Below are 6,051 nucleotides of genomic sequence, written 5' to 3'. Positions count from 1 at the left end.
CCTCCCGTCCGTCCGTGCTGGCGACGCGCGCGGGGCGCGACGCCGAGGTCGCGCAATCTGTCGCCCACGACGCGCGCGAACGGCGTGTCGTGCGACCTCGGCGACCCGCGCCCGGCGTGTCGTGCGACCTCGGCGACCCGCGCGCGGCGTGTCGTGCGACCTCGGCCGACCTCACCTCGGCCGGCCTCGCCCCGAAGCCCGCGCACGCAGAAGGACCCCGCACCGGACGGTGCGGGGTCCTTCGTCGGCGGGAGTACTCAGCGGCGGCCGAGCGCCTTCCACGCCAGGGGCAGGATGCCCGCGGCGATGAGGGCCTTCGCGACGCCCCCGACGATGAACGGGTACAGGCCGGCGGCGAGGACCGACTGCAGGTCGTTCGGCGCGCCAAGCTGGCCGAGGACGACGGCGAGGTAGGGGAGACCCGTGACGAACGGGATCGCGCTGGCGACGAGCATCGCGACAGCAGCCCGGCCCACGTGGCGGTCCCAGTCGCGGCGGGCGAGCCAGCCGATGACGCCGGCAGCGGGGATGAACCCGATCACGTAGCCGAAGCTCGGCACAGCCAGCGCGCCGAGGCCACCCGTGAAGCCGGCGAAGAACGGCGCACCGGCGAGCCCGGCGACCGCGTAGACGAGCAGCGACAGCATGCCGCGGCGGGCACCGAGGGTCGCACCGACGAGCACGACCGCGAGGGTCTGCCCCGTGATCGGCACGGGCCACATCGGCACCTCGACCTGCGCCATGGCGGCGGTGAAGAGTGCTCCGCCGGCGACGAGGGCGGCGTTCGTGGCCAGGCCGTGGGTGCGCAAACGGTCGGCGAGGACTGCGCGGCGAGCGAACCCGGTGGCGTTCGTCATGGATTCTCCTAGAATGGACTGCTGGTCCCGTTCGGGACCATCGGTCCCGTCAGCGTAGCGGTGCACCTCCCGCACACACCGTTGTGCACATCCACCAACTGATTGGACGTCTGCTGTGCTTGCCGTGCACGACCTCGAGATCCGCGTCGGGGCTCGCCTCCTGATGGAGAACGTGTCCTTCCGCGTCGAGAAGGGGGACAAGATCGGCCTCGTCGGCCGGAACGGCGCGGGGAAGACCACGATGACCAAGGCCCTGGCGGGTGAGACCCAACCGACCGGGGGCAGGATCGACCGCTCCGGCGAGATCGGCTACCTGCCGCAGGACCCCCGCTCCGGCAACCCGGAGGACACCGCCCGCAAGCGCATCCTCGACGCCCGCGGGCTCGGCGAGCTCGTCGAGGGCATCCGTCAGGCCACGATCGACATGGCCAGCACGGACACTGCGGTCGCCGAGAAGGCCATGCGTCGGTACAGCCGGCTCGACGACCAGTTCAACGCGCTCGGCGGCTACGCGGCCGAGGCCGAGGCCGCGTCCATCGCGTCGAACCTCAAGCTGCCGGACCGCATCCTCGACCAGCAGCTCAAGACGCTCTCGGGTGGTCAGCGACGGCGCATCGAGCTCGCCCGGATCCTCTTCTCGGACGCCGAGACGATGATCCTCGACGAGCCGACGAACCACCTCGACGCCGACTCGATCGTGTGGCTGCGCGAGCACCTCAAGACCTACCCGGGCGGCGTGATCGTCATCTCGCACGACGTCGAGCTCGTCGACGAGGTCGTCAACCGCGTCTTCTACCTCGACGCCAACCGCCAGTCGATCGACGTCTACAACATGGGCTGGAAGCTGTACCAGCGGCAGCGCGCCGCCGACGAGGAGCGCCGCCGCAAGGAGCGCGCCAACGCCGAGAAGAAGGCCGCGACGCTCAAGGACCAGGCCGCACGCTTCGGTGCGAAGGCCACGAAGGCCGCTGCGGCGCACCAGATGGTCGCGCGTGCCGAGAAGCTCCTCGCCGGACTCGAGGAGGAGCGCGCCGTCGACCGCGTCGCGAAGCTGCGTTTCCCGACCCCGACTCCGTGCGGCCGCACGCCGCTCATGGCCGAGGGGCTCTCGAAGTCGTACGGCTCGCTCGAGATCTTCGCCGGCGTCGACCTCGCCATCGACCGGGGTTCGCGCGTCGTGATCCTCGGGTTCAACGGTGCCGGCAAGACGACGCTGCTCCGGATCCTCGCGGGCGCGGACCAGCCCGACACCGGCGAGATCCTGCCGGGCCACGGGCTGCGCATCGGCTACTACGCGCAGGAGCACGAGAACATCGACGTCAACCGCACCGTGATCGAGAACATGGTGTCCGCGTCGAACGACCTCAACGAGACCGAGGCCCGCCGCGTGCTCGGCTCGTTCCTGTTCACCGGCGACGACGGGTACAAGAAGGCCGGGGTGCTCTCCGGTGGCGAGAAGACCCGCCTCTCGCTCGCCATGATCGTCGTGTCGGGCGCGAACGTGCTGCTGCTCGACGAGCCGACGAACAACCTCGACCCGGCCTCGCGCGAGGAGATCCTCGGCGCACTGGCCGGCTACGAGGGTGCCGTGGTGCTCGTGTCGCACGACGCCGGTGCGGTCGAGGCGCTCAACCCCGAGCGGGTCCTGCTGCTGCCGGACGGCACCGAGGACCACTGGAACAAGGACTACGCGGAACTCATCGAGCTCGCGTAGGCGCGTGGTGCGTCGCTGACGGACGGGAGGCGCGGGTCGGCGCCGATCCGCGCCTCCCGTCCGTACGGTGGTGGCGTCAGCCCTGTGGTGGCGTCAGCGACCCGCGTTCAGCAGCTCGTCCTCGATCTCCGCGTCCGTCTTCGGCTTCGCGTCCTTGCGGCGCTGCCGCTCGAGGGCGCGCTCGCGCTCCTCGGGGTCGTCCTGGTTCAGGTTCCGGAACTCCTGCACCATCAGGTAGGCGAGGAAGCCGAACCCGCCGACCGCGAACATGAACCATTGGATGAAGTAGCTGAGGTGCAGTCCGGTGTCGGCCGTCGGGCGCTCCCACCCGAGCGGACGTGCCTCGGTCGGGGCGGGGGACTCGGACGCGAGCTGCCCGTACGCCCCGGTGTAGATGGGCGTGTCGACCTTCTTGCCGACGTCGGACAGCGTCACGGACTGCACCTGGTCGGTGTGCGCCGGGTCGGTGCGGCCGGGGATGCGCGGCTCGCTCGGCTGCAGCCGGACGATGGCGGTCACCTCGCCCGAGGGGGGAGCGGGCACGTGGTCGGGGGCGTCCTGCGCGTTGCCTGTGGGGACCCAGCCGCGGTCCACGACGAACGCTCGGCCGTCGGCGGTGACGAGCGGCGTGAGCACCTCGAAGCCGGGCTGGCCGTTGTGCACGCGGTTCCGGACGAGCTGTTGGTCGTCGGTGTCGTAGCGGCCGGTGACGCTCACCCGGAGCCAGGTCTGCGAGTCGTTCCAGCTCGACGCCGTGGGGAGCGCCTCGTCGAGCGGGACCGGGGTGTGCTCGTAGTTCTGGGCGACCTGCTCGTTCTGGCGGACGGCCTCGTTCCGGCGGTCCCACTGCCACATGCCGAACAGCGCGCACACGATCGCGAACGCCACCGCGATGGCGAAGTAGCCGAGCCAGCGCCGGCTGCGGACGAAGCGCCATCCGACGAAGGGCTCGTCCGGGTCGCGCTCGGCGGTGGCGGTCCCGCCGTCGTCAGCGGTGGCCGTTGCACGCTGGAGCTTCTGCGCGTGCCGTCGGCCGTACCGGGAGCTCGGGTCGAAGTGCTGGCTCACCGACGGTCACCGGCTGCGCGCGCACCGACGTCGTTCTTCGGGGCGTCGGCCGGGTCGCGTTCGTCGTCGAGGCGGTCCACGTCCTCGTGCATGCCCGTGACACGGACGGGGAAGGACCGGGAGCGGAGGTAGTCCGCGAGGAAGTCACGGTGCTCGTCGCAGGCCGCCCAGATCTTCACGCGGTCGATCGCGTGGATCCGGGGGTTGCGCCAGTTGACGCGCCAGGCCGCGGTCGACACGCAGCCCGCGCGGGAGCACACGGGGGTCGAGCCGGGTTCGGTGAAGAGGTCGAACGTGGCCCCCATCAGCGACGACCCCAGACCCGCGAACGGTCGCCGTTGCGCTGCCACTCGGCCTGTGCGTCCTGCGCCTGCTCGCGCAGCCGATCCTGCTCGGCGCGGTACGCCTCGGCCCGGGCGTCCTCCTGCTGTTCGCGGAGGCGCGGGTCCACGGCGTCGTAGAGCTGGATCGCACCCGCGGGGGTCACGATGTCGCTCTCGGCACGGCTACCGGCGTTCGCGATGATGACGGCGACCCAGGGGATCACGCCGGCGAGGACGATCGGGATGACGGCGAGCCAGGTGTGCCAGATCGACCACACGATCACCGCACCGATGAAGAACACGACGCGGAGGGCCATCTGCCAGACGTAGCGGGACAGGCGGTGCGCACGGTCCTGCTCCGGAGAGTCCGGGAGGGTGGTGATGCTGTGCGTCGTCTTCATCCGATGTTCTTTCCTCTGCCCGAGGAAAAGCCTAACTCCGCGCGGGCCCGGATGGTTCCGCCGCGCGCGGACGCAGTGCGGGTTTCGGACCCGCTACGCTCGTCCGGGCGTGTCCGACCCGGTCCGGATCCGGCGCGCCGTGCAACCCACCCCGAACGGAGCGACCATGAGCACCCCCCGTACCGTCCTCGTCACCGGCGGCAACCGCGGCATCGGCCACGCCCTCGCGGAGCGCTTCGTCGCCGCCGGGCACCGCGTCGCGGTCACGTCCCGCAGCGGCCAGGGTGGGCCCGAGGGGGCACTCACGGTCCAGGCCGACATCACCGACACCGCGTCGGTCGACGCCGCGTTCACGCAGGTCGAGGCCGAGCTCGGACCGATCGAGGTCCTCGTCGCGAACGCGGGCATCACGAACGACCAGCTGCTGCTCCGCATGTCGGAGGAGGACTTCACGAGCGTCGTCGACACGAACCTCACGGGTACGTTCCGCGTCGTCAAGCGAGCCACGAAGGGCATGATGAAGGCCAAGTTCGGCCGCATCGTGCTCATGTCGAGCGTCGTCGGCGCGTACGGCCAGGTCGGCCAGGTCAACTACGCCTCGTCGAAGGCCGCCCTCGTCGGCATGGCCCGGTCGATCACGCGCGAGCTCGGCTCCCGCGGCATCACCGCCAACGTCGTCGCACCCGGCTTCATCCAGACGGACATGACGGCGGCGCTGCCCGAGGAGCTCCAGGCCGAGTTCAAGAAGCAGATCCCCGCGGCTCGGTACGGCACGGTCGACGACGTCGCGGACGCCACGCTGTTCCTCGCCGGCGACGGCGCCGGGTACATCTCGGGTGCGGTCATCCCGGTCGACGGCGGTCTCGGGATGGGCCACTAGGCGGGCGCACCGCCGCCGAGTCTCGCCTCGGCGGACACATTCGCGGCGAGGTGGCCGCGGAACTGTCCGCAGGGCCGAGTCTCGGCGTGGTCGTCCGCGGGCCGGTCGGCCCGCGCGTCAGCCGCGCAGGCCGAGCGTGGCGAGCACGCTCGACAGGTCACGGTCGACGACCGCGACGTCAGCATGTTCCCGGACGAGCGGCTTCGCGTCGAACGCGACCGACAGCCCCGCGACGCGCATCATCTCGAGGTCGTTCGCGCCGTCGCCGATCGCGACGGTGCGGACGACCGGAACGTCGTCGGCCGCGGCCCACTCGCGGAGCGCCACGGCCTTGGCGTGCGCGTCCACGACGTCGCCGAGGACGCGCCCGGTGAGGACGTCGGCCACCACCTCGAGCCGGTTCGCCCGGCAGTGGTCGAGGCCGAGCCGCTCGGCGAACGGGTCGAGGACCTCGTGGAACCCACCCGACACCACGCCCACGGTCCCGCCGGCGGCGTGCACGCCGCGGACCAGCTCATCGGCGCCCCGCGTCACGCGGACCGCCTGCTGTGCGCCCCGGAAGACGTCGACCTGGAGGCCCGCAAGGGTCGCGACACGCTCCCGGAGGCTCTCGGCGAAGTCGATCTCGCCGCGCATGGCGCGCTCCGTGATCGCCTGGACCCGTGACCGGGTCCCCGCCGTGTCGGCCAGGAGTTCGATGACCTCGTCCTCGAGGAGCGTGGAATCGGCATCGAGGACGACGAGGAAGCGTGGCACGCACCAACGGTACCGACTCAGGAGGCGCGGCTGACGTTCATGACGTCAGCCG

General features: G+C 71.3%; 7 protein-coding genes. 2 read left to right on the top strand and 5 right to left on the bottom strand.

Features of this window, described 5'->3' with window-relative positions; all coding sequences use genetic code 11:
• Positions 1-257 precede the first annotated feature (257 nt).
• The gene (locus Q7F20_RS17500) at positions 258-857 is read right to left on the bottom strand and encodes a biotin transporter BioY (protein WP_305741341.1); all 600 of its coding nucleotides are present in this window, start codon (positions 855-857) and stop codon (positions 258-260) included.
• A 115-nt stretch (positions 858-972) separates the two neighbouring features.
• On the opposite strand from Q7F20_RS17500, the gene Q7F20_RS17495 reads away from it, so the two are divergent.
• A complete protein-coding gene (locus Q7F20_RS17495) occupies positions 973-2,571 on the top strand; it encodes an ABC-F family ATP-binding cassette domain-containing protein (RefSeq protein WP_305741340.1) in 1,599 nt (532 codons plus the stop codon).
• A 93-nt stretch (positions 2,572-2,664) separates the two neighbouring features.
• On the opposite strand, the gene Q7F20_RS17490 is transcribed toward Q7F20_RS17495, so the two are convergent.
• From Q7F20_RS17490 to Q7F20_RS17480, 3 genes are read right to left on the bottom strand one after another with little or no spacing between them, the layout of a single operon-like run.
• Entirely contained in the window at positions 2,665-3,639 is a 975-nt protein-coding gene (locus Q7F20_RS17490; RefSeq protein WP_305741339.1) for an SURF1 family protein, read from the bottom strand.
• Positions 3,636-3,944 (bottom strand): hypothetical protein, encoded by a 309-nt coding sequence (locus Q7F20_RS17485; RefSeq protein WP_370871727.1) that lies wholly within the window; start codon positions 3,942-3,944, stop codon positions 3,636-3,638. Before Q7F20_RS17485 ends, Q7F20_RS17490 begins: the two co-directional genes overlap by 4 nt.
• On the bottom strand, positions 3,944-4,363 hold the full coding sequence (locus Q7F20_RS17480; RefSeq protein WP_305741338.1) for a DUF3099 domain-containing protein: 420 nt from the start codon (positions 4,361-4,363) through the stop codon (positions 3,944-3,946). Before Q7F20_RS17480 ends, Q7F20_RS17485 begins: the two co-directional genes overlap by 1 nt.
• A gap of 166 nt (positions 4,364-4,529) precedes the next feature.
• Between Q7F20_RS17480 and fabG the strand changes: the two genes are divergently transcribed.
• The gene (fabG, locus tag Q7F20_RS17475; RefSeq protein WP_305741337.1) at positions 4,530-5,243 is read left to right on the top strand and encodes a 3-oxoacyl-ACP reductase FabG; all 714 of its coding nucleotides are present in this window, start codon (positions 4,530-4,532) and stop codon (positions 5,241-5,243) included.
• A 117-nt stretch (positions 5,244-5,360) separates the two neighbouring features.
• Here fabG and serB read toward each other — a convergent pair whose 3' ends face one another.
• Positions 5,361-5,999, bottom strand: coding sequence for a phosphoserine phosphatase SerB (serB, locus tag Q7F20_RS17470; protein WP_305741336.1), 639 nt, complete (start codon positions 5,997-5,999; stop codon positions 5,361-5,363).
• Between the last annotated feature and the right edge of the window lie 52 nt (positions 6,000-6,051).

Origin of the sequence: Curtobacterium sp. A7_M15 (assembly GCF_030705415.1) — a bacterium.
Classification (GTDB): Bacteria; Actinomycetota; Actinomycetes; order Actinomycetales; family Microbacteriaceae; genus Curtobacterium.
The sequence above is the reverse complement of the archived record's forward strand: the minus strand, read 5'-3'. Positions and strand labels throughout refer to the sequence as shown.

Coding starts and splice junctions, on each gene's coding strand:
- Q7F20_RS17485 (WP_370871727.1), bottom strand. CDS start 3,944: ATGGGGGCCACGTTCGACCTCTTCACCGAACCCGGCTCGACCCCCGTG.
- Q7F20_RS17500 (WP_305741341.1), bottom strand. CDS start 857: ATGACGAACGCCACCGGGTTCGCTCGCCGCGCAGTCCTCGCCGACCGT.
- Q7F20_RS17480 (WP_305741338.1), bottom strand. CDS start 4,363: ATGAAGACGACGCACAGCATCACCACCCTCCCGGACTCTCCGGAGCAG.
- fabG (WP_305741337.1), top strand. CDS start 4,530: ATGAGCACCCCCCGTACCGTCCTCGTCACCGGCGGCAACCGCGGCATC.